22 protein-coding genes are annotated in these 23667 nt (G+C 72.0%); 11 read left to right on the top strand and 11 right to left on the bottom strand.

What is annotated here, in order from left to right:
• The first annotated feature begins 67 nt into the window (after positions 1-67).
• The gene (locus tag QE388_RS12895) at positions 68-460 is read left to right on the top strand and encodes a nuclear transport factor 2 family protein (RefSeq protein ID WP_275799740.1); all 393 of its coding nucleotides are present in this window, start codon (positions 68-70) and stop codon (positions 458-460) included.
• 21 nt (positions 461-481) lie between these two features.
• On the opposite strand, the gene QE388_RS12900 is transcribed toward QE388_RS12895, so the two are convergent.
• Both QE388_RS12900 and QE388_RS12905 read right to left on the bottom strand, forming a co-directional pair.
• The gene (locus QE388_RS12900) at positions 482-967 is read right to left on the bottom strand and encodes a hypothetical protein (protein WP_275799741.1); all 486 of its coding nucleotides are present in this window, start codon (positions 965-967) and stop codon (positions 482-484) included.
• Between the two features lie 4 nt (positions 968-971).
• Positions 972-1997 (bottom strand): FUSC family protein, encoded by a 1026-nt coding sequence (locus QE388_RS12905; RefSeq protein WP_275799742.1) that lies wholly within the window; start codon positions 1995-1997, stop codon positions 972-974.
• Positions 1998-2432: 435 nt separating this feature from the next.
• Here QE388_RS12905 and QE388_RS12910 point away from each other — a divergent pair, with 435 nt between their 5' ends.
• A complete protein-coding gene (locus QE388_RS12910; RefSeq protein ID WP_307385692.1) occupies positions 2433-2897 on the top strand; it encodes a DUF3817 domain-containing protein in 465 nt (154 codons plus the stop codon).
• Positions 2898-2905: 8 nt separating this feature from the next.
• Here QE388_RS12910 and QE388_RS12915 read toward each other — a convergent pair whose 3' ends face one another.
• Genes QE388_RS12915 through QE388_RS12935 form a run of 5 tightly spaced genes read right to left on the bottom strand, consistent with a single transcriptional unit; the run spans position 2906 to position 7289 of the window.
• Entirely contained in the window at positions 2906-3460 is a 555-nt protein-coding gene (locus QE388_RS12915) for a hypothetical protein (RefSeq protein WP_307385693.1), read from the bottom strand.
• A 28-nt stretch (positions 3461-3488) separates the two neighbouring features.
• Complete coding sequence (locus tag QE388_RS12920; RefSeq protein WP_307385694.1) at positions 3489-4595, bottom strand: class I SAM-dependent methyltransferase; 1107 nt, start codon at positions 4593-4595, stop codon at positions 3489-3491.
• Between the two features lie 59 nt (positions 4596-4654).
• On the bottom strand, positions 4655-6319 hold the full coding sequence (locus QE388_RS12925; RefSeq protein WP_307385695.1) for an alpha-keto acid decarboxylase family protein: 1665 nt from the start codon (positions 6317-6319) through the stop codon (positions 4655-4657).
• Positions 6320-6335: 16 nt separating this feature from the next.
• On the bottom strand, positions 6336-6485 hold the full coding sequence (locus QE388_RS12930; RefSeq protein WP_013585971.1) for a hypothetical protein: 150 nt from the start codon (positions 6483-6485) through the stop codon (positions 6336-6338).
• A 24-nt stretch (positions 6486-6509) separates the two neighbouring features.
• Entirely contained in the window at positions 6510-7289 is a 780-nt protein-coding gene (locus tag QE388_RS12935; RefSeq protein ID WP_307385696.1) for an EI24 domain-containing protein, read from the bottom strand.
• Positions 7290-7403: 114 nt separating this feature from the next.
• On the opposite strand from QE388_RS12935, the gene QE388_RS12940 reads away from it, so the two are divergent.
• The 5 genes from QE388_RS12940 (at position 7404) to QE388_RS12960 (ending at position 13772) form a co-directional block, all read left to right on the top strand.
• Entirely contained in the window at positions 7404-8237 is an 834-nt protein-coding gene (locus QE388_RS12940) for a hypothetical protein (protein WP_307385697.1), read from the top strand.
• A 102-nt stretch (positions 8238-8339) separates the two neighbouring features.
• Complete coding sequence (locus QE388_RS12945; RefSeq protein ID WP_307385698.1) at positions 8340-10859, top strand: ATP-dependent Clp protease ATP-binding subunit; 2520 nt, start codon at positions 8340-8342, stop codon at positions 10857-10859.
• Between the two features lie 480 nt (positions 10860-11339).
• Positions 11340-12221 carry an LLM class flavin-dependent oxidoreductase gene (locus QE388_RS12950; protein ID WP_307385699.1) on the top strand — a complete coding sequence of 294 codons (882 nt, stop codon included), beginning with the start codon at positions 11340-11342 and terminating at the stop codon, positions 12219-12221.
• A complete protein-coding gene (locus QE388_RS12955; RefSeq protein ID WP_307385700.1) occupies positions 12218-12994 on the top strand; it encodes an LLM class flavin-dependent oxidoreductase in 777 nt (258 codons plus the stop codon). Before QE388_RS12950 ends, QE388_RS12955 begins: the two co-directional genes overlap by 4 nt.
• A 157-nt stretch (positions 12995-13151) precedes the next feature.
• Entirely contained in the window at positions 13152-13772 is a 621-nt protein-coding gene (locus QE388_RS12960; RefSeq protein ID WP_307385701.1) for a hypothetical protein, read from the top strand.
• A 108-nt stretch (positions 13773-13880) separates the two neighbouring features.
• On the opposite strand, the gene QE388_RS12965 is transcribed toward QE388_RS12960, so the two are convergent.
• Positions 13881-14810: a GNAT family N-acetyltransferase gene (locus QE388_RS12965; RefSeq protein WP_307385702.1), complete on the bottom strand. Its 930-nt coding sequence runs from the start codon at positions 14808-14810 to the stop codon at positions 13881-13883.
• Between the two features lie 91 nt (positions 14811-14901).
• Here QE388_RS12965 and QE388_RS12970 point away from each other — a divergent pair, with 91 nt between their 5' ends.
• Complete coding sequence (locus QE388_RS12970) at positions 14902-15309, top strand: hypothetical protein (RefSeq protein WP_081319288.1); 408 nt, start codon at positions 14902-14904, stop codon at positions 15307-15309.
• Between the two features lie 94 nt (positions 15310-15403).
• On the opposite strand, the gene QE388_RS12975 is transcribed toward QE388_RS12970, so the two are convergent.
• Positions 15404-17050 (bottom strand): ATP-dependent DNA helicase RecQ, encoded by a 1647-nt coding sequence (locus QE388_RS12975; RefSeq protein ID WP_307385703.1) that lies wholly within the window; start codon positions 17048-17050, stop codon positions 15404-15406.
• Between the two features lie 205 nt (positions 17051-17255).
• Between QE388_RS12975 and QE388_RS12980 the strand changes: the two genes are divergently transcribed.
• Together QE388_RS12980 and QE388_RS12985 are read left to right on the top strand one after the other, a co-directional pair.
• Complete coding sequence (locus QE388_RS12980; RefSeq protein ID WP_307385704.1) at positions 17256-18860, top strand: ATP-dependent DNA ligase; 1605 nt, start codon at positions 17256-17258, stop codon at positions 18858-18860.
• Complete coding sequence (locus tag QE388_RS12985; RefSeq protein ID WP_275799757.1) at positions 18857-19483, top strand: hypothetical protein; 627 nt, start codon at positions 18857-18859, stop codon at positions 19481-19483. Before QE388_RS12980 ends, QE388_RS12985 begins: the two co-directional genes overlap by 4 nt.
• A gap of 95 nt (positions 19484-19578) precedes the next feature.
• On the opposite strand, the gene QE388_RS12990 is transcribed toward QE388_RS12985, so the two are convergent.
• Positions 19579-20439 carry an NYN domain-containing protein gene (locus QE388_RS12990; protein WP_058596910.1) on the bottom strand — a complete coding sequence of 287 codons (861 nt, stop codon included), beginning with the start codon at positions 20437-20439 and terminating at the stop codon, positions 19579-19581.
• An 821-nt stretch (positions 20440-21260) separates the two neighbouring features.
• Positions 21261-22244 carry a Gfo/Idh/MocA family protein gene (locus QE388_RS12995; RefSeq protein WP_307385705.1) on the bottom strand — a complete coding sequence of 328 codons (984 nt, stop codon included), beginning with the start codon at positions 22242-22244 and terminating at the stop codon, positions 21261-21263.
• Positions 22245-22327: 83 nt separating this feature from the next.
• Here QE388_RS12995 and QE388_RS13000 point away from each other — a divergent pair, with 83 nt between their 5' ends.
• Entirely contained in the window at positions 22328-23650 is a 1323-nt protein-coding gene (locus QE388_RS13000) for a M20/M25/M40 family metallo-hydrolase (RefSeq protein ID WP_307385706.1), read from the top strand.
• The last annotated feature ends 17 nt before the right edge of the window (positions 23651-23667 follow it).

The following is a 23667-nucleotide window of genomic DNA, read 5'->3' on the forward strand; positions in this document are numbered from 1 at the left end:
TCGCCGGCGACGCGGGCGGGTGACACGCGTGCGCGACATGACGGCGCGAGTGCGCGACGATGTTCGCATGACCTTCGACGACGCCCTCCGCGACCTCGAGCGCGCCCTGGATGCCATGGGCCACGGCGATCCGCGCCCGTTCGCGTCGCTGTGGACACGGACCGACGACGCCACCCTCATGGGCGGGTTCGGGACGCACGCGACGACCGCCGCCGACGTCGCGGCCACCCTCGAGGTCGTGGCGCGCCGCTTCCGCGGCGGAACCCTCGTGCCCGAGTACGACCGCGTGCTCGTCGGCGACGACTGGGCGATGACCGCGGGGCGCGAGAGCGGTGTGCTGTCGGTCGACGGCGCCGAGCCGCGGGCGTTCGTCGTCCGCGTCACGCACGTCTGGCGCCGCGAAGACGGCGCCTGGCGCATCGTTCACCGGCACGGCGACCACACCACGACGCCGGTCTGAGTGCGGCGCGCCCCGGCCCGATCAGTGCAGCAGCAGCTTCGCCACGATCAGCAGCCCGGCGATGACCGCGGCGCCGACGGCGGTGAGGATCACCACGATCGGCGAGTAGCCGCGAAGGCGCGCGCCGGTCGTCGCCACGGCGACGAGATAGGCCATCGCCACGCCGACGCCCCACAGCAGAGCGGTCGGAAGGTCGACGCCCGTCGCCACGAGCACCACGACGACGATCAGGGGAAGGAAGGTGACCGACACCATCGGCGCGCTCACCGCGAGGTGGTGTCGGACGATCGACGACGGGCGCTTCGCCGAGACGTCGCCGAGCGAGTAGGCGAAGACATGGGTCGCGAAGTAGACGACGTTCGTCAGCGCGACGACGAGGATCACGTCGCTCAGATCGGCGTCGCCGAGACCGATGAGAGTGGATGCCGAGACCAGGGCGCCGTAGCATCCCGCACTGATCCGCTCGGCGGCATCGGTTCCGAGACGGCGGGCGTTTTCGGCATCCATGGGGTCAGTTTGCCGGGGAACGGCGCCTGAGCCCCGCCGACACGATCGCCACCACGGTTCCGACGGCGACGCCGATGACCGTCTCGAGCACGCGATCGCGCAGCAGCAGGTCGGGCGTGACCGGTGAGGCGAGCGAGACCATGAGGAGCGCGAGCGGAGTGATGAAGATCATCGCGATGCCGTAGTTGCGGCCCACGAACAGCTCGGCGCCGGCCTGCAGGGCGACGGCGACGACGATCACGAGCCACGGCGGCAGGTCGAGGGCGAGGAGTCCGGCCGCGATCAGCACGCCGAGGAGCGTTCCGACCAAGCGCTGCACACCTCGGATGAGACGGGCCGTCACGTGCGCACCGCCGACCGCGGCGACCGCGCCGACCATGGCCCAGTACCAGTGCGTGCCGATCAACAGCGCGCCCGCGATGCCGGCGAGCAGAGCCGCGACGCCGACCGTCGCCGTCATCTCCCACGCGACGGGACCGATCGGCGGGCGCGTGCGCTCGGGGCGTCGCCACGACGCGCGGCGGCCGAGCGCGAATGCCGTCGTGACGACGAGGCTCCAGACGACGCTCGCGCCGCCGACGAGCAGCACGAGGCCGAAGGTCGCCGCCGTCGCGGGAAAGCTCGCCGTCGCCCCCGCAGCGAACACCGCGAACAGGGCCCCCGGCGGGTGCCAGCGCTTGCGGTACGCGAACAGGGTCACCGCGGCCGCCAGCACGGCGACGACCGCGACGCTCGCGAGCGCGGGCGTCGCGAGGAACGACAGGAGCGTCCCGACGAGCATCGATCCGACGAGGACGGCGCCGGCGGTCGCCTGCATCCCGACGCGCGTGCGCGGGCGGTCGGCGCGGCCGTACAGCGCGGCGAACGCGCCGAAGCTCGCGTACACGCTGAGATCGAGGCGGCCGATCAGAAGAAGGACGAGAAGGGGAGCACCGACGCTGATCACGGCCCGCAGCGCGACGCGATGATCGCCCTGTCGCGGCCCCACCCGGATGACCCCGGTCCACACGCGCCCCCGGGATTCCGCCATCCCTCCAGCCTACGCGCCCCCCATAGGGCGCTCGGATCCGCCTCCGCGGCGGGCTGGGCGAAACTCCTGAGATAACGGGGCTGTGGCACCTCGGGGCGCCGTGGCACGCCCAGCGCTCCCGAATGCTCAGGAGTTTGGCCCGGGCGCGGTGCGGCCATCCCGCCCCGCGTCGTCAAGTCCCTGGCATCCGGTCGCCGATCTGATGGGGTGGAGGAATGGACACCGAGCGAGAGAAGCGCCCCATCGAACCCGGTCCCGAGCCCGACACGTCGACCGCGGCCGAGGCCGACAGGTCGGACCCGTCGCTCGAGGAGGACGACCAGCCCACCGAGTGAGCGTCGTTCGACGTCGAGGAGACCCGGGATGCCGCGGCCTCGGGTTCCGTAGGGTGGAAAACCCCGACCCCGGGATTCCCGACCCCGCCCGAGGAGAGACGTGTTCCGCACGCCCCTGACCCTGTTCCGCACGCTCGCGATCGCCGAGGCGATCTCGTGGACCCTCTTGATCGGCGGGCTCATCCTGCGGGCCACCGCCGACCTCCCGATCGCGGTGAGCATCGGCGGCGGCATCCACGGGTTCGTGTTCCTCGCCTACGGCGCGACGGCGGTGCTCGTGGCGCTGAACCAGCGATGGGGATTCGTCCCGGCGGCCGTGGCGATCGTCAGCGCGGTGATCCCGTACGCGACGATCCCGACCGAGGTGTGGCTGCAGCGGTCGGGGCGCCTCCGCGGCGCGTGGCGTCTCGACGACAGCGGCGACCCGCGCGACAGGCGTCCGATCGACCGTTCGCTGCGGTTCTTCCTGCGCCGGCCGTGGGTGCTCGGGCTCGTCCTCGTCGCCGTCGTCGCGCTCGTCTTCGTCGTGCTGCTCATCGTCGGCCCTCCCGGTGGCAAGGGCTGAGACCCGCCTCAGCGCACCCCGATGCGCGCGGGAGCCGACGAGAGCGAGCAGGCCGCCACGGCCGTCTCGACGGTTCCCGAGATCGTCACGACCGCGAGACCGGTGCCGACGTACGTCACCATCCCCTCGCTCGCGGGCGTCGAGCCCGTCGGCCCCGAGAAGCGGTGCACCGTGGTTCCCGCCCGTCCCGAGACCGACACAGTCAGGTCCACGCCGTCGATCGGACCGGTCCCCGAAGACGCTCTCCACGTGACCGCCGCGACACCCCGGCCCCAGCTCATCGCCGTCAGGGTGAGCGCGCCGCACTCCTCGCCACCGACCGCTTCGGTGCGCAGTGCGACCCCCGGCGGGGTGGTGTTGGCTGCGCACACGGCGATGCCGTGACGGCGCGCGTACTCGCGGCCGCTCGCGTCCACCCGTGAGCAGTCGGCGAACAGGGGGGTCGTGACGGTGGTCCCGAGAGGATCGGTGTAGGCCGCCACAGCCGCCGTCGTGGGGATGCCGGTGACGAGGACCGCCAGGGCGGCGACGGCGATCGGCACCCCGATGATGCGACGTCGCATGGCGCCTCCTCGCGCTGATGACGAGAATCTACGCCGTCCGGGTCGACACCGTCACCGTGAATTTGCGATCGCGGGCGACCTGCCGGGTCGGCCCGACGAGACGCTCGAGGGCGGGCCGGTACTGCAGCGCGGAGTTCCACACCGTCCAGAGTTCGCCGCCCGGCCGGAGCACGCGCGCCGCCTCGGCGAACATGCGCGGGGCGATGCCCTCGGTGACCGCCGCCCCCGAGTGGAAGGGCGGGTTGAGCGCGATGAACGACGCACTGTCGTCGGGCCGGCCTCGCAGCATGTCGTCGCGCACCACCGTGACCCGGTCGGCGACGCCGTTGGCCTCGGCCGTCGCGCGCGCCGACTCGACCGCGATCGCGGACTGGTCGCACGCGAGAACCCGGAGGGAGGGATGCCGTGTCGCCAGGGTCGCGGCGACGATGCCGGTGCCGCACGCGAGGTCGATCGCCTCCGCGTCGCGCGGCTCGGGGAGGTGGGCCAGGAGAAGCCGGGTGCCGATGTCGAGCGACGCCCCGGCGAACGCGCCGCCGAACGCGCGGATCTCGAGTCCGTCGATCCGCGCCCTCTCCGGTTCGGGGTCGGCGCCGTCGTGCGGCCCGCGGGCGATGAGGACGCGCGACTTCTGCCGGGCGTGCGAGACGTCGACCCGCTCGAACCGTTTGCGGAGCACGTCGTTCATCGTCAGGGTCATGTGCTTCAGCCGCCCGCCCGCGAAGACGACCACGTCCGGGTGGGCGTATCGGGCGATGAGCCCTGTGATGTCGTGCAGCTCACGCAGCGCCCGCGGCAGACGCAGCAGCACGACGCGCGCGTTCTCGAGGAGGGCGGCATCCCGGGCGTGCGAGGTGAACGATCCGGTGAGCTGCGTCGTCTCGGCGTTCGCCGCGAGGGCCTGTTCGCCGGTGAGCTCGTCCTGATGTACCCGGATGCCGCGCGCTCCGGCAGCGGCCGAGGCCAGGGTGAGTGCCCCGTAGGCGTCGCCGATCACGACGAGCTGTCCGTCCGCGAGACCCGCACGGGCCTCGGCGGACTCGTCGAGGATCAGCCGGTCGGCCGCGTCCACGGCGAGCAGGTCGGGTGCCTCGAGATCGGGCCAGCGGCGGAGGGCATCGAGTGAGAACGGCACTCGGACACGGTACCCGGCGCGCGACCTCGCCGACGGTGGGCCGGGCCGGTTGCGAGACGTCAGGACCGGCGGTTCGCGGCGGCCGCGGCGGCGGCCAGGTCGGCGAGTACCGGCGGCACATCGTCCTGCGGGACGACCGCCTGGATGAGCGTCAGCCCCTCCGATCGCCGCGCCGCGGCGAGTGCGTCGCTGAGAGCCCCGACGGTGTCGACGCGCACACCGACGTTCGTACCGGCGGGATCCATCGCGCCGAGGAGCGCGGTCCAATCCCACGTCGCGATGTCGTTGTACTCCTCGTGCAGGCCGTGGATCACGCGCTCGACCGTGTAGCCGCCATTGTCGACCACGACGATGACCGCCGGCACGCCGTGGCGCACGAGCGTACCGAGCTCGGCGCTCGTGAGCTGGGCGGCGCCGTCGCCGATCAGCAGCACCGGGCGCCGCTCGGGTCGGGCGAGCGCGGCACCGAGGATCGCCGGCAGCGTGAAACCGATCGCGGCCCACAGCGGCTGACCACCGAACACGACGCCGTGGGGCAGGCGTTCTCCGGCCATGCCGTAGAACGACGTGCCCTGGTCGGCGAGCACGGTGTCGCCGTCGCGGAGGAAGGCGGCCACCTCGTGCCACAGCGCCGACTGCGACAGCGCGTCACCCGCTTCGGCGGCCGGTCGCGGAGCGACGGGCGGGGCTCCCGCATCGACCGCGAAGCGACCGGGGAGCGCGGCGAGTTCGTCGGCGACGGCGTCGAGGGCGTCCCGCATCGCGAGCGGGCGGAAGTCGTCGTCGCCGATGCGCGCGTGCTCGCCGCGGATCTCGATCGTGCGCGCCGGGTCGATGTGCTGCGAGAAGAACCCGCTCGTCAGATCGGTGAACTGCACGCCCGCCATGACGAGCACGTCGGCTTCTTCGATGCCCGCGCGGACGGCGGGAGCACTCGCCGCACCGAGGTAGGGACCGAGATACCCGGATGCCGACTCGTCGACGACGCGGCGGCCCCACAGCAACGAGGCGTGCGGCACTCCGCTCTCGAGGACGCGGTGCAGGTGGTCTTCGGCGTCGAGGCGCGCGACGAGGATGTCGGCGAGGACGGCGGCGGAGTCGGCCACGGCCAGTCGAGCGGCGACCGCATCGCGGAACCGGGTGAGCACCGCGGGGTCGGTGACGGTGTCGGGGGAGGGGAGCGGCTCGGACGGAGGGTCGACGGGCGTCTCGCCGATGTCAGCGGGGATCAGCAGATATCCCGGTAGGCGCCGATGGCGCACCTCGGTGACGAGGCGGTCGATCTGGGCCGTGGCATCCGTCGCGGTGAGCGCTTCTTGAGCGGCGGTGACCTCGGCGGTCATGCGGGCGAAGTGGCCGAAGTCGCCGTCGCCGAGGGAGTGGTGGCTCGCCCGCCCCGCTGCCTGCACCGCGGTGGTGGGAGCGCCGACGACGTGCAGGACGGGGACATGCTCGGCGTAACTGCCGGCGACCGCACTGATGGCCGAGAGCTCGCCGACGCCGAAGGTCGTGCTGAGGGCGCCGAGGCCGTGGAGGCGCGCATAGCCGTCGGCGGCGTAGCCCGCGCCGAGCTCGTTCGCGCACCCGACCCATTCGATGAGCGGATGGCGCTCGACGTGATCGAGGAAGGCGAGCGTGAAATCACCGGGAACGCCGAAGAAGTGCCGTACTCCCGATTCGGCCAGTCGATCGAGGAGGTAGTCGGCCACGGTATAGGTCGTCATGGCCGATGCTCCCGGTTTACCGCGTGCCGAAGTGGAAGGGCAGCGCCAACGATGCCGAGACCAGGATGATGCCGAGGGCGAAGAACAGCGCGGGGGCCGCGAGCGAGAACGAGAGGCCGGTGAGCAGCATGCCCCCGACGAACAGGATGAGCGAGACGATGAACATGAGGATCCCTTCGGTCGCTCCAGGCTACCGTGCCGGGTCGGCGGGTCGTGCCTCGGGCTCGACCGCGTCGCGGGACGGTTTCTCGCCGAGCGCGGCGTGCGCCCAGAGCGTGCTCCCCGCCACGGCCGCCGGCATGATCGCGACCGCGCCGAGCGGGACGAGGAAGCAGATCTGGGTCGCGACGCCGAACCCGAGGGCCTTCGCGCGGTGCTCGCGAAGGAGGGTGCGTCGCGCCCGGCGGTCGAGGCCACGGGCCGAGAGCGCGCGGGAGGTGAGTTCGTCGGCGAGGAGCCAGCCGGTCAGCAGGAGGCCGACGACACCCCCGAGCACCCCTCCGACGAGGGGGATGAGCCCGAGCAGCCACGCGAGAAGTGCGACCAGGATGCCACGGAGCACCAGCCGCGCGCTGTCGCCCACTCCCCGCCAGAAGCCGTACTCGACGTTCGGCACCGCGCCGAGGGCGGAGCGCTCGGTCGCGCGCCAGATCCGGTCGTAGATCGGCTCGCCGACCGTCAACGTCACGGCGGTGAACGAGACCGCGAAGAGGAACAGCACCGCACCGAACGACGCGACCCCGATTGCCACGCGGAGGGCGGCGGCCCAGAACGGTTCCCATCCGTCGGCGAACGGCGTCCAGTCGTCGACGAGGCTCGGAAGCCAGAAGCCCCACCCCACGAGCGCGGCGCCGAACGCCAGACCGACGACGGCACCCGGGATGAGCCCCAGTGCCATCGCGCCCGGCGTGCGTCGCCACTGGCCGAGACCACGGAGCAGGAGGCCGGCGCCGGCGAGGAAGTCGCGCATGGCGACGAGTCTGGCAGACGCCTCCGACACGGGTCGGATGCGCCGACGGTCGGGGTGGGCGGGTATCCGCGGCCCCGGCCTGGTCATGTCGGTGGCCGGTGCCAGGATGTGGGCATGCGGATCCGCACGACGTCGACCCAGCGCACCTACCGATACGTGCGGTTGTCGATCGTGGCGGCGACCCTCGTTCTGGCGCTGTCCGTGGGGCTCGAGGTCGCGAGTGCGGGTGTGCTTTCCTCGATCAGCGCCGCGTTCTACACGCCGGCGGGCGATCTCTTCGTGGGGAGCCTGTGCGCGATCGCGCTGGCGCTCCTCGTCCTCTCCGGGCGCAGCATCGAGCAGGGACTCCTCGACGTGGCGGCGGTGTTCGCTCTCGTCGTCGCGCTGGTGCCCACGCCGATCTCCGACGCTTCCTGCGAGGGCGCCGCGGTGTGCGTGCCGGGTGCGGCGGTCGCCGGAGTGATCAACAACGGCGTGTCGGTGGCATCCCTCTCCGTCGTCGTCCTGATCTTCGCCGCGGTCCTCGCTCGCACGCAGGGGTCCGCGGGGTGGGGGACTGTCGTGACGCTGGTCGGGATCGCGCTGATCGTCGTCGGATTCGTGTCGTGGGCTCTCGCCGACTTCCCGACGTTCCTCCGCGGTGCGCACAACGTCGCGGCCGTCGGGTTCTTCTCGGTGATCGGTGTGGTCGCCGCCGTGTCGGCGTGGCGGCCCCAACGCGCCGCGCGTCGCTTCCGGGTGCTGTACGCCGTGGTCGCGGTCGGCATCCTGGGGGTGCTGATCGCCCTGGTCGCGGTGCTGGTCGCCGGAAGAGCGGCGACGGCGACCGTGGGGGGTGTGCCGGCGATCTTCCTCGGGGAGTCTGTCGTGGTGGTCCTGTTCGCGGTGTTCTGGCTCGTGCAGACGGTCGAACTCTGGGACGCCACCGATCCCGCGCTGCGCGCGTGAGATTGCCGGGAATAACCTCGGAACCACGTCGTTGAAGTTGATACATGGCCGCTCAAGTCTCAAACTTGAGTGAGCTTGACTCATGTATCACAGGAGACATTCGTGCCCGAAGACTTCACCCCCGACGCCGGGGACAACGGTGCCCAGTCGTTCGACGAGTTCCTCGCCCGCTACCTCGCGGGGGAGCGCGCCCGCGCCGAACGGTCCATCGACCTCAGCAGGTTCCTGAGCGCCCGCACGCAAGAGGCGTTGCAGGCGGCGGGCCGGTACGCACTCGGTCGGGGCCAGCGCGAGCTCGACGCCCTTCACGTGCTCCACGTCCTCGTGGGGCAGTCGCCCGCGCGCGAGGCCGTGTCGCGCCTCGGCGCCGACCCGGTCGCGATCGCCCGCGCCGCCGAGAGCCGCCTCCCGGCGGCCGGTCCCGCTGCCGACGTCGACGGGGCCGTCGTCGCCGGTTCCGTCCAGCGCGCGCTGTTCCACGCCTTCCAGGTCGCGCGGGCCGCAGGATCCACCTACGTCGACCCCGACCACCTCTTCTTCGCGCTCGTGCTGGCGCAGGACGCGCCCGCCGGGCAGATCCTCGCGCAGGCCGGTGTCACGGCCGAGGCCCTGACCCAGGGCGTGCGCGAGACCGTCGTGGGCGGCGAGCCGAGTTCCGCGCCCGAGCAGACGGCATCCACGACCCCGTATCTCGACCGCTTCGGCACCGACCTGACCGCCCTCGCGACGGCGGGCGAGCTCGACCCGGTCATCGGCCGGTCCGACGAGATCGAGCAGACGATCGAGATCCTCAGCCGCCGGACGAAGAACAACCCGGTCCTGATCGGCGAGGCCGGCGTCGGAAAGACCGCGATCGTCGAGGGACTGGCTCGTGCGATCGTCGCCGATGAGGTTCCCGAACAGCTCCGCGGCACCCGCGTGGTCTCGATCGACCTCGCGGCGATGCTCGCGGGCGCACGTTATCGCGGCGACTTCGAGGAGCGCCTCACCCAGACGATGGAGGAGATCGCGGCATCCGAGAAGCTCGTCGTCTTCATCGACGAGGTGCACACCCTCGTCGGTGCGGGCGGCAGCGGCGACGGATCGATGGACGCGGGCAACATCCTCAAGCCGCGTCTCGCGCGCGGCGACGTGCGTCTCATCGGCGCGACCACGCTGCGTGAGTACCGCACGATCGAGAAGGACCCCGCTCTCGAGCGGCGTCTGCAGCCGGTGCGCGTGGGCGAGCCTTCGCTGACGGATGCCGTGGAGATCCTCCGCGGTCTGCGTTCGGCGTACGAGGAGCACCACGCCGTCACCTACACCGACGACGCGCTGCGCGCCGCCGTCGAGCTGAGCGACCGGTACCTTCCCGACCGCGTGCTCCCTGACAAGGCGATCGACCTCATCGACCAGGCCGGAGCGCGCCTGCGTCTGAAGCTCGGGGTCTCGGTCGACACCTCGTCGCTGTTGGAGCGGCTCGCCACTCTCGAGGCGGAGAAGAACGCCGCCGTCTCAGCCGAGCACTACGAGGAGGCCTCGCGCCTGCGCGACGAGATGGCCGCCGTGCAGGCCCGGCTCGACGACGCGACGCGTGGCCCCCGGGTCGCGGCCGTGGTGGACGAGCCCGAGATCGCCGCGGTGATCAGCCGGTCCACCGGCATCCCGGTCGCCCGACTGACGGCGACTGAACGCGGACGCCTTTCGCAGCTCGAGAACGAGTTGCACGCCCGGGTCATCGGGCAGGACGACGCCGTCACCGCGGTCGCCAAGGCCGTGCGCCGCAACCGCACGGGCATGGGAGACGAGAACCGTCCCGTCGGTTCGTTCCTCTTCCTCGGCCCCACGGGCGTCGGCAAGACCGAGCTCGCGAAGGCCCTCGCGGGGTCGCTCTTCGACGACGACGGTGCCGTGATCCGCTTCGACATGAGCGAGTTCGGCGAGCGCCACACCGTGTCGCGCCTCGTCGGTGCCCCTCCCGGATACGTCGGCTACGACGAGGCGGGTCAACTCACCGAGCGCGTCCGACGCAACCCTTACGCGGTCGTGCTGTTCGACGAGATCGAGAAGGCGCACCCCGACGTGTTCACTCTGCTGCTGCAGGTGCTCGACGACGGACGCCTGACCGACGGCCAGGGACGCACGGTCGACTTCCGCAACACGGTGATCGTGATGACCTCGAACCTGGGCGCCGAGATCCTGGCATCCCGTTCCGGCGCGATCGGCTTCGCGACGCGCGAGTTCGCCGCCGAGGACGTGCGCGACCGCGTCATGGGCAAGCTGCGCGAGGCGATGCGGCCCGAGTTCCTCAACCGGATCGACGACATCGTCCTGTTCCAGAAGCTCGAGAAGGCGCAGCTGCGCGAGATCGTGCGGCTGCTGCTGGGCGCGTCCGCGCGGCGACTCGCTTCGCGCGACGTGGCTCTGGAGGTCACCGACGCGGCCGTCGACCGCCTCGCCGAGGTCGGGTACGAGCCCGAGTACGGCGCACGGCCGCTGCGCCGCCTCATCCAGCGCGAGGTCGACGACCGCATCGCCGACCTGTTCGTGTCGGGCGAGCTGAACGACGGGGGAGCGGTGACGGTGGATGCCGACGCCTCGGGCTTCGTCGTCCGCGCGGCGTCCGCGGCTCTCGCGGCGTAGGGCCGTCGGGCTCCAGGCCCTCGGAACCTTCGGGTTCCGGGGGCCTTTCGCGTGTTCGGGGATCTCCGCGGGACGTCACGGGGTGGTCGGGGGTGGGCGGCCTTGGGGCCGGGGCCGTGGGGCCGGGGTGGGCCGTGCCGTCGCGCGGAGTTCGGGGGCGACACGCCGGTGGGGGTGGGCCGGTGGCGGAGTGTTGCCGGTGATCTCCGCCGGAGGGTACGGGGCTGCCCGTGAGCGGACGGCCGGCGGGCCGGTACGGGCTGGGCCGTCCTGCGGAGTTCGTCCGGCTTCGGGGCCGGCGTGGGGCCGTGCCGTCGCGCGGAGTTCGGGGGCGACACGCCGGTGGGGCTGGGTCGGTGTGGGCGTGTTGCCGGTGATCTCCGCCGGACGGTACGCGGTAGCCCGTGGGCCCCCAGCAGATCGGCCCACCGGATGCCACGACCCTCGCCCGATGTCGGAGGTTCGGGGCAGAGTAGAGGGATGAGTCGTATCGGCACGATCTTCAGCCCCTACCCCCACCCGCCCGAGCAGCTGCGCGACGCCGCGCGCGCGGCGGAAGACGCCGGCATCGAGGAGCTGTGGCTGTGGGAAGACTGCTTCCGCTCCTCCGCTTGGGCCGCCGCAGCCGCCGCCCTGGCCGTCACCGATCACCTGCGCATCGGCGTCGGGATCGCGCCGTTGCCCCTCCGCAACGTCGCCGCCTCGGCGATGGAGGTCGCGACGATCGAGCGCATGTTCCCCGGGCGGCTCCTCCCCGGTTTCGGACACGGCGTACAGGACTGGATGCGTCAGGTCGGGGCGAAGGCCGCCTCGCCGCTCACGCTCATGCACGAGCAGCTCCCCGCCCTCCGCTCGTTGCTCGCGGGCGACACGGTCAGCGCCGAGGGGAGGTACGTCCGACTGCGCGAGGTCGCCCTCGACTGGCCGCCCGCCGAGGCTCCGCTCGTCTACGCGGCGGCCGAGGGGCCGAAGACGCTGGCTCTCGCCGGTGCCGTCGCCGACGGTGTCATCCTCGACAGCCGGCACACGGTCGACGAGATCGCCGAGGCCGTCGGCGTGGTGCGGGCGGGGCGAGCGGATGCCGGTCGCGACGGCCGCACCGACGTCGTCGCCTACGTGCTCACGGCCTTCGGTCCCGACGCCCGCGAAAGGGCAATCGCCGCGGCGGGTGACCGACCCGATGCCGGGGATCGGGTGCTCGCCGGTTCGGTGTCGGAGGTCGCCGACGGCGTCGCCCGGTTCCAGGCCGCGGGTGTCGACGATGTCGTGCTGCTCCCGACGGATGACGTCGACCTCGCGGCCTTCTACGCCGCGGTCGGTCAGGTGGCGATCGCTGTCCCGAACGCCGGAGGGGTGTCATGACCCGCGGTGTCGTCTCGCTCGGACTCGCGGGAGCGCTCGGCCCCGACGCCATCGCGCGCATCGCCCCCGAGGTCGAGAGAGCCGGGTTCCACGCGCTCTGGATCAACGACACCCCCGACGGCGACGCTCTTGCCGCGCTCGCCGCGGCGGCGACGGTGACGGACCGTCTGCACCTCGCCACGGGAGTCGTGCCCGTCGACCGTCGACCCGGTGATGAGATCGCCGCGGAGGTGGCATCCCTCGGTCTTCCCCTCGACCGGTTGACGCTGGGCATCGGGTCCGGCGTGGCGAAAGAGGGGGCACTGGCACGCGTCAGAGACGCGATCGAGGTGCTGCACGGCGCGGGCATGCCGCGTGTGCTCGTCGGCGCGCTCGGCCCGAAAATGCGCCGCACCGGCGTCGAGCGGGCCGAGGGGGTGCTTCTCAACTGGGTGCCGCCGGTCGAGGCACGCGCGCAGACCGAGGTCCTTCACGAGGTCGCACCGGCCGCCCATGTCGCCGTTTACGTGAGAACGGCGATCGTTCCCGGCGCCCGAGCACGCCTCGCCGCCGAGACCGAGCGATACGCGTCGTTCCCGAACTACGCCGCGAATTTCGCGCGGATGGGGGTGGATGCCGCCGACACGACGATCCGCGACGTCACCGAGCTGAGCGGTGCACTCGAGGCGTACACCGCGGTGACCGACGAGGTCGTGCTCCGCGCGATCGTGCCGGAAGACACGGTGGAGGCCTACGTCGATTTCGTGCGGCGGACGGCACCTTCGCCGAGCTGACGGGAGGGGGCGCCGCCGATCCGTCTTCGCGCGGGCCGACGGCGACAGTCGTCGCACGGTTCTCGCGCCGGCCGATCCGTGCCTGTCGGCGTGCCACGGCGGTGGCTGCGGGACCCCGCGCGGATGTTCGCCGCGCCGCGCGCCGTAGCATGGGCCCATGCGGCGACTTCCGGTGACCCTCGTGACGATCGCGGCCACTGCGGCGCTGCTCTCCGCCTGCACCGGTGCGCCGGCGGCCGGGGACGCTCCCACAGGCAACGCCGCGGCGGCCTCGGTCGGCCCACCGCCCGCCACGGAGTCGAACCTCGGTTCGGAGCCCACGCCGACGCCCGCGTCCACACCGGACGCCGCCTCGATCGCCCAAGCCGATGCGTGGCTCGGCGCGATCGCACTGCCCGCGGGGGCGGTGCGCACGGACGACAACACCCGGTTGTACACGTCGTTCGCCGGATGGATCTGCGCCCCCATCGCGGGGCGTCACGGGGAATGGCTCGTCCCGAACACCGGTGTGGACGAGACGATCGAATGGATTCGCGATAACCCGCCCGCCGGTCTCAAGGCCACGACCGGGGGCGGCTCATTCGGCGACGCCCCGCCGCCGACCTCCGCCACCGTCGCCTTCACCCCGGAAGACCTCTCCCAGCAGGGCGTCCTCTTCCGGGTGGATCGGAGAGGTTCCAGCGTCGCGGTGCAAGCCGACGTCGTCGCGCTCGGCTCGACCTCGGTGTGCCCGACGCCCGATCCCGGCACCAGCTTCGGTCTTCCCGGTCAGGGCTGATCCGGCGCGGGTGAGACTTCGATTCAGCAGCGTGGGCCCACGCGGTCGCACTCGTCGAGCGCGAACTGCCGGGGAGGAAGGACTTCTCGCACCGTCCTGACGCAGGGGCTACCGGACCATCCTCAGGGTTCGGGGGATCGGCCCGAACGTCGATACGGCGCCGTCGGGGCGGAACCCGTTGCGTCGGTAGAACGCCTCAGCACGCGGATTGTCCGCCGCGACCCAGAGCGATGCGTGCCGGTCTGCGATCACAGCGTCGAGCAGCGCCTGCCCGGCACCATTGCCGTGCGCCGACGAGAGGACGTAGAGCGCCGTCACTTCCTCGGGACGCACGGCCTCGGGCTCGGGCGTCCGTTGCGCGGCGGCGAAGCCGATGATCTCGCCGTCGGCCACCGCGACCATCGGGGGTGTGGCGGTGTCTTCGAGGGCAGTCGTCCACATCTCGATCCGACGCTCGACGGCGAACCAGGGGTTCGTTTCGGGGTCGTCGACGAACTTGCCATAGGTCTCGCGCCAGGACCTCGCGTGCACGCGGGCGATGGCCGTGGCATCCTCAGGGGTGGCCGGACGGATGACGACGACCTCCGGCCCCACCCCGGCGTCCGCGATCACTCGATCGATCCAGTCCCTGCGGGGGAGCGCGGCGATCTCGCCGCGCGCGAACCACCCCACCTCGAGAAGCTCGTCCTGGTCGGCGACGGCCGCGCTCAGCAGCTCGCAGTCGTAGGCGGTGGTCACGTATCCGACCTGATCGCCGTTCGGGTAGGTGACCATCATGGGTTCCCCACCATAAACGCCGACGATCGCGCGGATGCGCACGGCGGCTCCGGTTTCTTCGCCGACCTCGCGGTGCAGGGCCTCGGCCGGCTCTTCGCCGGGTTCCACCGCTCCGCCCATCAGGCTCCACAGCCCGGAGTGACGGTGGCGGGCCAGGAGGAACCGATCCCGGTCCCGGATCACCGCGGTCACTCCCGGCAGGAGCAGTAGGTCGGTTCCGATGCGCGAGCGGATCGAGGCGATGTAGTCCGAGACGGGCATGCGGCGAGTTTAGGGAACGCGACGCACGCCGCACGCCGACAACGCTCGCGCGACCGGCCCTCGACCGCGTCGTGAGTGAAAGACTGACCGGATGCCACGCCCCCGAGGTCTCACCATCCGCTCCGTCGCGCGCGGCGGCCTGGCCCTGCTCCTGGTCGGCGCCGGCGTCAGCCACCTGACGTGGGGTCGTCGCGGCTACCGCATCGTCGTGCCCGGCTGGGCGACGAGAATGCTCCACACCGACAAGGACGCCATCGTCGTGGCATCCGGAGCGGCCGAAGTGCTCCTCGGCACCGCGCTCATCGCGCTCCCGCGAGAACGCGGACGAGTCGGCGCGGCGATCGCCGCGTTCTTCGTCGCGGTGTTCCCCGGCAACGTGCACCAGTGGCGCACGGGTCGATCGGCACCCGGCCTGAACACCGATCGCGCGCGGTTCGTCCGGCTCTTCCTGCAGGTCCCGCTCGTGGCGTGGGCCTGGTGGGCGACGCGTCGGCGCTGACGTCGCGCCGAGTTCCGCTCTCGCCGCGGGACGCTCCGCGCCCCGCCCCGCCGCCCTCCACCCGCAACGGCGACCGCAGACGACGCGGGATGCTCTACGCCGCCTCCCCGAGCTCCAGGATGCCGTTCTCGAACGCGGCGCGGGCGAGGACCTTGTAGCCGTGTTCGGGGAAGAAGACCGTCAGCCGGTCGTCCTCGATGCCCATGACGGTGCCGGTCCCGAACTCCGCGTGTTCGACGGTCGAGTCGACGCGGATCCCGCCGTCGTCGGTCGCTCCCGTGGCCTCGATCGGCGCGACGTCACCGCCATCGCAGCGGTCGCAGGAACCGCACGATGCGGGGCTCTCGACACCGAAGTACTCCAGCAGAGCGCGGCGGCGGCAGTGCGTGGTCTCGGCGTAGCCGCGCATGATCTCGATGCGCGAGGCACGGATGCGCTCCTCGGCCTCGTCGCGCTCGCGCACGGCAGCGACGGCGTCGCCGGCCGAGACCTTCTTCTGCACGGAGACGCCCTCGGCTCCCGACACGGCCAGACCGCTCGCGACGAGTTGGTTGAGCACGCGCCCGATGACTCGCACGGAACGACCACTCCGCTCAGCGACGTCTTTCGCCCGGAGCGGCTTGCGCGAGCGGCGCAGCACATCCCAGACACCGGCGATGTCGCTGCGCTTCGTGTGCCCGCCGGCGAAGAACGACCGCAGCGAGAAGTCCTCGGCGCGATAGTGGAGGATCGCCCGCGCGGGCTGACCGTCGCGAGCGGCGCGGCCGATCTCCTGCGCGTATGCATCCAGCGACTCGGTCACGTCGGCGTGCACGACGAGGCGGACGTCGCTCTTGTCCACACCCATTCCGAACGCCGAGGTGGCGACGACGACGTCGAGCTCGCCGGCGCTCCACGCGGAATGCACCTCGTCGCGTCGCTTCTGCGCCATCGCGCCGTGGTAGGCGGCCGCCCGGAGCCCGAGCTCACCCAACTCGTCCGCGTACAGCTCGGTGCCCTTGCGCGTGGCAACGTAGAGGAGCGCAGGGCCCTCGGCGTCCTGAACGTCCGCGAGCACGGCGCGACGCTTGTCGGCGTCGTGCTCGTGGCGGCGGACCGCCATGTGGATCTCGGGGCGGTCCATGCCACGTACCTCGAGGTGGGGATCGCGCATGCCGAGGCTCGAGACGATGTCGTCGCGGACAGGGGCGGATGCCGTCGCCGTCAGCGCCAGCACCGGAGGATGCCCGAGTGCCTCGACGGCATCGCCGATGCGCGCGTAGTCGGGGCGGAAGTCGTGTCCCCAGGCCGACACGCAGTGCGCTTCGTCGACCACCACCAGCCGCACGTCGGAGCGCGCGAGTCGCTCGAACACCTCGGCGTTGGCGAGCTGCTCCGGCGCGAGGAACGCGTACACGGCGTCTTCGCCCTCGATCGCCGCCCACGCGGCCTTCCGTGCCGAGGCGCTCGTGCGGGAATTCAGCGCGACGGCGGCGGGAGCGTCGGGGGCGGCGTCGATCGAGTCGATCTGGTCGCGCTGCAATGCCAGGAGGGGCGAGATGACCACGGTCGTGCCGCCCAGCTCGCACCCGGCGATCTGGTAAACCGCCGACTTGCCCGCGCCCGTCGGGAACACCACGAGCGTGTCGCGCCCGCCCACGACGGCGTCGATCGCCTCGGCCTGGCCGGGCAGCAGGTCGTCCCAGCCGAACACCTCGCGGGCGGTGCGGGCGGACTGTTCGAGGGTGGCGGGTGCGTTCACGGTGCCTCATTCCTGGGGAAGACCCCCAGCACACCCTGAACCTCCGACATCGCCTCGGGGGTTGCGAGCAGGGGGCGCGTATGGAAGACCGGGCCGTCACCCGCCTTGTAGGGCCCGCCGTCCCGGCATCCGGCTCGACGTGCCATGGCGGTCGCGGTCGCGCAAGCGTCGAGGCGATGTCGGAGGGGGATGCCAGGATGCCGACATGCTCTTCGGCGACATCGAAACGGCCCTCGCGGCAGTGACGAGCACGCGCTCGCGCCTGGCCAAAGTCGACGCCCTGGCCGCCCTGCTCCGCGACCTCGAGCCGGACGAGATCGTTCCGGCGGTGGGTCTGCTCACGGCGTCTCCCCGGCAGGGCCGGCTCGGCGTCGGGTGGCGCACGCTGTCCGCGCGCGGTGGGTCGCACGCGGCGGATTCGACCCTCACGATCGGCGAGGTCGACGAGGCGTTCTCGCGTCTCGTCGAGATCGGCGGAGCGGGATCCGCTGCCGCGCGCACGGTCCTCCTCGACGACCTCGCGTCTCGCGCGACCGCGAGCGAGTGGCAGCCCCTGGTCCGGATCATGACGGGCGAGCTGCGGACCGGCGCCCTCGAGGGCGTCCTGCAGGATGCCATCGCGCGAGCCGCAGAACGCGACGGCGCCGCGGTGCGGCGGGCCGCCATGCTGTCGGGCGATCTGGGTGAGACCGCCGTGATCGCCCTGACCGGCTCGGTCGATGACCTCACCGCCGTCGGGCTCGTGGTCGGCCGCGGCGTCCAGCCCATGCTGGCGTCCACCGCCGCGACCGTGGCGGAGGCTCTGGATGCCGCGGGCCGAGCGTCGGTGGAGTACAAGCTCGACGGTGCGCGGGTCCAGGTGCACCGGCACGGCGATGAGGTGCGCGTGTTCACCCGGACGCTCGCCGACGTCACGCACCGCGTGCCTGAGATCGTCGAGGTGGCGCGATCGCTCCCCGTCGACGACGTGATCCTGGACGGAGAGACGCTCTCCCTCGACGGCGACGGCGCCCCGCGCCCGTTCCAAGACACGATGGCGCGCTTCGGCGCCGAAACGGCCCGCGAGATCGCTCTGCGGCCGTGGTTCTTCGACATCCTGCACGTCGACGGTCGTGACCTCATCGACGAACCGCTCGAGGCGCGACTCGACGAACTGGAACGCGTCGCGGGGGAGTACCGCATCCCGGCGCTTCTGACCGACGACGCAGATGACGCCGATGCCTTCGCCCGTGCGGCGCTCGATGCGGGGCATGAGGGCGTGATGGTGAAAGGTCTCGACGCGCCGTACGCCGCCGGGAGGCTGGGGAAGAGCTGGCTCAAGGTCAAACCGGTGCACACATTCGACCTGGTGGTGCTCGGCGTCGAGCGAGGGTCCGGACGCCGCGCGGAGTGGCTGTCCAACCTGCATCTCGGGGCGCGTGACCCCGAGGGTACGTTCGGCGACCCCGGCGGCTTCGTGATGGTGGGCAAGACCTTCAAAGGGCTGACCGACGAACTCCTGCGGTGGCAGACCGCGCACTTCGCCGACCGCGCGACCGGTGAGGTGCCCGGCGGCATCCGCGTCGTCCCGGATACCGTGGTCGAGATCGCGATCGACGGGGTTCAGCGGTCGGTGCGGTATCCCGGCGGGATCGCCCTGCGCTTCGCCCGTGTGAAGGCCTACCGCCCCGACAAACCGGCGGTCGAGGCCGACACGATCAGCACCCTCCGGGCGATGCTTCCGGGTGGTGGTGCCGGAGCGGATGCCGAAGAACCGACGGGCGACCGAGGCGGAGCGGCGACCTCCGCCGACGAGAGGACGACACGATGAGTCTGGCTCCCTGGCTCGACGGCGAACTGGGCTACCGCAGCTTCGGTACACCGGGCGCCCCGCGGGCGGTTTTCGTCCTGCGTACGGGCGATGTCTCGACGACGGATCCCGATGCGCGCGTGACCTCGGGGTATGACGTGCGGGTCGTGGCGGTGGGGCTCGACGCCCCCGAACTCGAGGATCCGCCGGTGTTCGGCGGACAGACGCCCGCGGGCCTGACCGTCGAAGCGCTGCGCGATCTCCTCGAGCGTGAGGCTCCCGGCGCGACTGTGGGACTCGTGGGGGAGCGGGCGGCCGGACCGATAGCGATCTACCTCGCCGCGGCGATGGGGCCGGTCGTCGACCGCCTCGCGATCGTCGGCGTGGCGAGTCCGTCCGACCCCTTGAGCCGAGACCTGCGGACCCCTCTCCTCGACCATCTCGACGCGGAAGCGCTCGTGATCGTCGGGGGAGAGGGGCCCGCGGCGGTCGCCGACGCCGAGTGGTACGTCGGGCGCATGCGGGCGGCCGAGATGGATGTCGTGCCCGACGACGAGATCGGCTCGGTCAACGGCGAGGTGACCCTCACGGCGGTTTGGGAGCGCGTTCTCGCCCATGTCGCCCCGGGCGCCGCGCGTCGATGATTCGCCGCTGATGTCGGCTCAGCTCCGCCGACGCGTTGCGGGATGGACCGCGCGCTCTCGAGTCGCCGACGAATCAACGGCGGGATTGCGCCGGGTCAGCCTCGCGACACCGCCTTGACCTGCACGACGTTCGACTCCTCGTCGACCTCGACGTGGTCCGTCTGCGCCTTCAAGAAGTCCGAGAAGCTCCGGAACCCGAGCGCCTTCTCGCTGAACGAGGGATCGAGGCGCTTCATGAGGTCCTTCACGGCGGAGGCGTGCAGCCATTCGCCGTCGGCGCGCTCGCCCTCGAGCTGCATCGCGCGGTCGAGCAGGTCGACCGCCGGGTCCTTCGAGCGCTTGCGGGCGCGCGGCCGCGACGGCGCGGCATCCTTCTTCGTCTCCGCCAGGTTCGGGATGCCGGGAAGCGAATCGTACGAATCGAACCGGTCGCACGCCGCGGCGAGCGACTTGGCCGTGGAACCGGCCACGCCGACGCCCACGACGTAGCGCCCGAGTCGCTTGCAGCGCTGGGCCAGGGGAACGTAGTCGCTGTCGCCGGCGACGATGACGACGTGGGTGAGGTCGGGCAGGCGGAACATGTCTTCGACGGCATCCACCGCGAGGCGGATGTCGGCGCCGTTCTTCGCATACGCGGCCGCGGGGAAGAGCTGAACGAGGTCGACCGCGCGCGCCACCAGCTGCGACCGGTACTCTGCGTTCACGGGGGCCGACCAGTCGGCGTAGGCGCGCGTGAGCACGAGTGTGCCGAACGATGCCGCGTAGTCGATGACGGCGCCGACGTCGATGGTCGCCTTGGTGAGCCGGTCGGCGATCTCGGGGTCCATCGGGTTCTCGGCGATCTTCTGCCGGTCGCGCGAGTAGGCGTTGCGGCCGTGCACCCGGTCGTACCAGGACATGACGATGTTGTCGAAGTCGAGATAGACGGCGACGCGGGCGCTCTGCGTTTCGGGCATGGCATCCAGTCTCACCCGTCGGAGCGGCCAGGGCCAGTCCGCGGTCGGTCGCCGGGGGAATGGATGCCAGTGGATCGGTGCTGCGGTCGGGGTGGGGTGTGTGCCGTCGTGCGGAGTTCGGCCGCGGCGCGCCGGTTCGGGCCGCCGCGTGGCGGCGTGTCGTGCACGGACTCCGCGCGACGGTACGCCCCGAGTGCCTGCCGCTCGTGCGAACCGCGCACGAACTCCGCGGGACGGCACGCCCCGAGTGCCCGCCGCGCGTCGGCCACGACCTCCGCCGGACGGTACGCCCCGGCGGTCCGCCGCCGGCGAATGGATGCCGTGGGCCGGTGCTGCTGTTGGGGTGGGGTGTGCCGTCGTGCGGAGTTTGGCCGCGGCGCGCCGGTTCGGGCCGTCCCGTGGCGGCGTGTCGGCCACGGACTCCGCGCGACGGTACGCCCCGGCGGCCCGCCGCCTGTACGAACCGGTGCACGACCTCCGCCGGACGGCACGTCCCGGGCGCCGCACGCCAGGGGGAATGGATGCCAGTGGATTGGTGCTGCGGTCGGGGTGGGGTGTGTGCCGTCGTGCGGAGTTCGGCCGCGGCGCGCCGGTTCGGGCCGTCCGGTGACGGCGTGTCGGCCACGAACTCCGCGCGACGGCGCGCCTCGAGTGCCCGCCGCCCGTACGAACCGGCGACCGACTCCGCGCGACGGAGCGCCGCGAGTACCGACCGGTCCCGCGACTCGGCGGCAACCTCCGCGCGACGGTACGCCCCGGCGGCCCGCCGCCCGGGAATGGATGCCGCTGCCCCGGCGCCGCCCCCGAGAACCGCCCCGGACTCAGCGCTCCCCGGGGTAGACGACGCCAATCTGGCGGCGCACCTCGTCGAGGACGCCCATGATGGCGACGGTCTCGTCGATGGGCAGCAGGTCGCTCGAGGTCACGCCGGCCGCGACGAAGCGCTCGGCGGCCTCGGCCTGGAACTGCATCCCGCGGCCCTCGATCTCGGTCGTGAACTCTTCGAGCACGTCTCCGTCGGGCGACACGACGCGGAAGGACGTGGGGGTATACCAGACCCGGTCGATCTCGATCCGGGCCTCGGTGCCCACGATCTGCGCCGTGTTGGCTCCCGCCCCGCGCGACGACGACACGGTGGTCGAGACGGCGCCGCCGGGGTGCACGAAGAGCGTGGCGACCTCGGCGTCGCTGCCGGCATCCGACAGCCGGGCGACAGCCGAGACGCTCTCCGGCAGGCCGAGCACGTCGACGGCGAACGAGATCGGGTAGATGCCGAGGTCGAGCAGGGCACCGCCCCCGAGCTCGAGGGCGTTCAGGCGGTGGGCGGGGTCGGTCGAGATCTTCTGCGTGTGATCGGCCGAGACCACGCGGATCTCACCGAGGGTTCCCTCGGCGATGATCTCGCGGATGCGCACCATGTGGGGCAGGTAGCGCGTCCACATCGCCTCCATGGCGAGCAGGCCCTTCTCAGCGGCGCGGTCGCGGATGATCGCGGCTTCTGTCTCGTTGAGGGTGAAGGGTTTCTCGACGAGGACGTGCTTGCCGTGGTCGAGAGCGAGCAGCGCGTTGTCGACGTGACCGGGGTGCGGCGTGGCGATGTACACGATGTCGACCGTCGGGTCGCTCACGAGCTCTTCGTAAGACCCGTGCGCGTGCGGGATGTCGTACGTCGCGGCGAACTCGCGCGCGCTCTCGATGCGGCGCGAGCCGACGGCGGCGACGTCGAGACCCGCCGTGCGGAGGTCGGAGGTGAAGGCGTGGGCGATGCCACCTGTCGCGAGGATGCCCCAGTGCAGTCCGGTCATGCTTCCACCGTATCGGCGGCGTCCGACACCGACCGTTCCGTCTGCGCGAGAAGTCCCGGATGCCGCGGGCATAGGCTCGCTGCATGACGCCCGTCGAGCGATTCCGCGAGCTCCTGCGCATCCCCACCGTCTCCCGGGCAGATCCCGCCGAGATCGACGACGCGCGGTTCGACGAGTTCCATGCGGCGCTCGAGCGGCTCTACCCGCTGACCCACGCCCGGCTGGAGCGCGAGGTCGTCGCCGGTCACTCCCTGCTGTACCGGTGGGCGGGGGAGACGGCCGATGCGCCCCTGGTGCTCCTCGCGCACCAGGACGTCGTGCCGGTGGACGGGCAGGAGTGGCGGCATCCGCCCTTCGACGCCGTGATCGACGGCGACGGGTCTGATCGGGCGATATATGCCCGCGGAGCCATAGACGATAAGGGCGCTCTGGTCGCGATCCTCGAGGCGGTCGAAGAAGCGCTGTCGGAGGGGGTCACGCCGCGAACCGACGTGTGGCTCGCCTTCGGCCACGACGAAGAGACGCACGGCTCCGGAGCGCGTGCGATCGCCTCGCTCATCGAGCAGCGCGGCATCCGTCCCGCTCTCGTGATCGACGAGGGTGGGGCCGTGGTCGAGGGCGCGCTGCCGGGCGTGGCGGCGCCCACCGCGATGATCGGCGTCGCCGAGCGCGGTGTGGCGACGTTCGACCTGGTCACGCGCGAGGCCGGCGGCCACGCCTCGACCCCGCCGCGCCTGCCCGCCACCGCGCGGCTCGCCCGAGCGATCGACCGTCTGCGTCGACGTCCGTTCCCGCTCCGCCTCGCGGATCCCGTGCGCGCGATGCTCGGCACCGCCGCCGCCCACGCGACCGAACCCCTGCGCACGCTCTTCCGGCGTACGAGTCTGTCGGCGCCGCTCGTCACCGCCGCGTTCTCTCTGCTCGGCCCCGAGACGAATGCGCTCGTCCGCACGACCGCGGTCGTCACCCGGCTCGAGGGTGCCGCCGGCGAGAACGTCCTGGCCACGACGGCGCGCGCGAGCGTGAACGTCCGCCTCCTCCCCGGTGACACGCTCTCCGACGTCGCGATCCATCTCCGCCGCGCCGTCGCGGATCCGTTCGTCGACATCGAGCTCCGCCAGGGCGGCGAGGCCTCTCCGGTGTCACCGTGGCACGGCGAGGAGTGGCGTCGAGTGGCGAGCGCGGTGGTCGCGACGCTCGGCGACGACGTGGTGCCCCTGCCGTACCTGCAGCTCGGGGCGAGCGACAGTCGCTTCTACACCGGTCTCACCGCGAACGTGTACCGCTTCGCACCGTTCCGCCTCACCCGCTCCGAGCGCGACGCGCTGCATGCGCCGGACGAGCGCATCCGCGTGGATTCCTGGCTCCGCGGCATCCGCTTCTACCGGGCTCTGCTCGAATCCTGACCGTGCGATCGCGCGCG

Origin of the sequence: Microbacterium sp. SORGH_AS_0969, from assembly GCF_030818255.1 — a bacterium.
Taxonomy (GTDB): domain Bacteria; phylum Actinomycetota; class Actinomycetes; order Actinomycetales; family Microbacteriaceae; genus Microbacterium.